The organism is Bradyrhizobium sp. Kon10 (genome assembly GCF_055807395.1).
In genome coordinates, this window is the sequence record NZ_JBVVOZ010000396.1 from 1 (window position 1) to 238 (window position 238).

Below are 238 nucleotides of genomic sequence, written 5' to 3' on the forward strand. Positions count from 1 at the left end.
AGGCGGCAGCGCCGATGACGATCCTGATCGACAGGGATCAAGCCATATCGAGCCCGGCGCTGGTGCCGGGAGCGGGCGATCTGGCGCGGGAGCACGGCGGCACCGAGCTCACCATCGGGTTGATCAACAACATGCCGGATCCGGCGCTGAAGGCGCCCGAGCGGCAGTTCATGAAGCTGCTGCAAGCCGCTGCAGGTCCGCGCCGTATCCGCTTTCATTGCTTCTCGCTACCCTCGGT

At 66.0% G+C, this 238-nt stretch carries 1 pseudogene; it reads left to right on the forward strand.

The features are described from left to right. Positions 1-14: 14 nt before the first annotated feature. Positions 15-238: pseudogene (locus AC0L2O_RS37500) on the forward strand (homoserine O-succinyltransferase MetA); the annotation flags it as partial.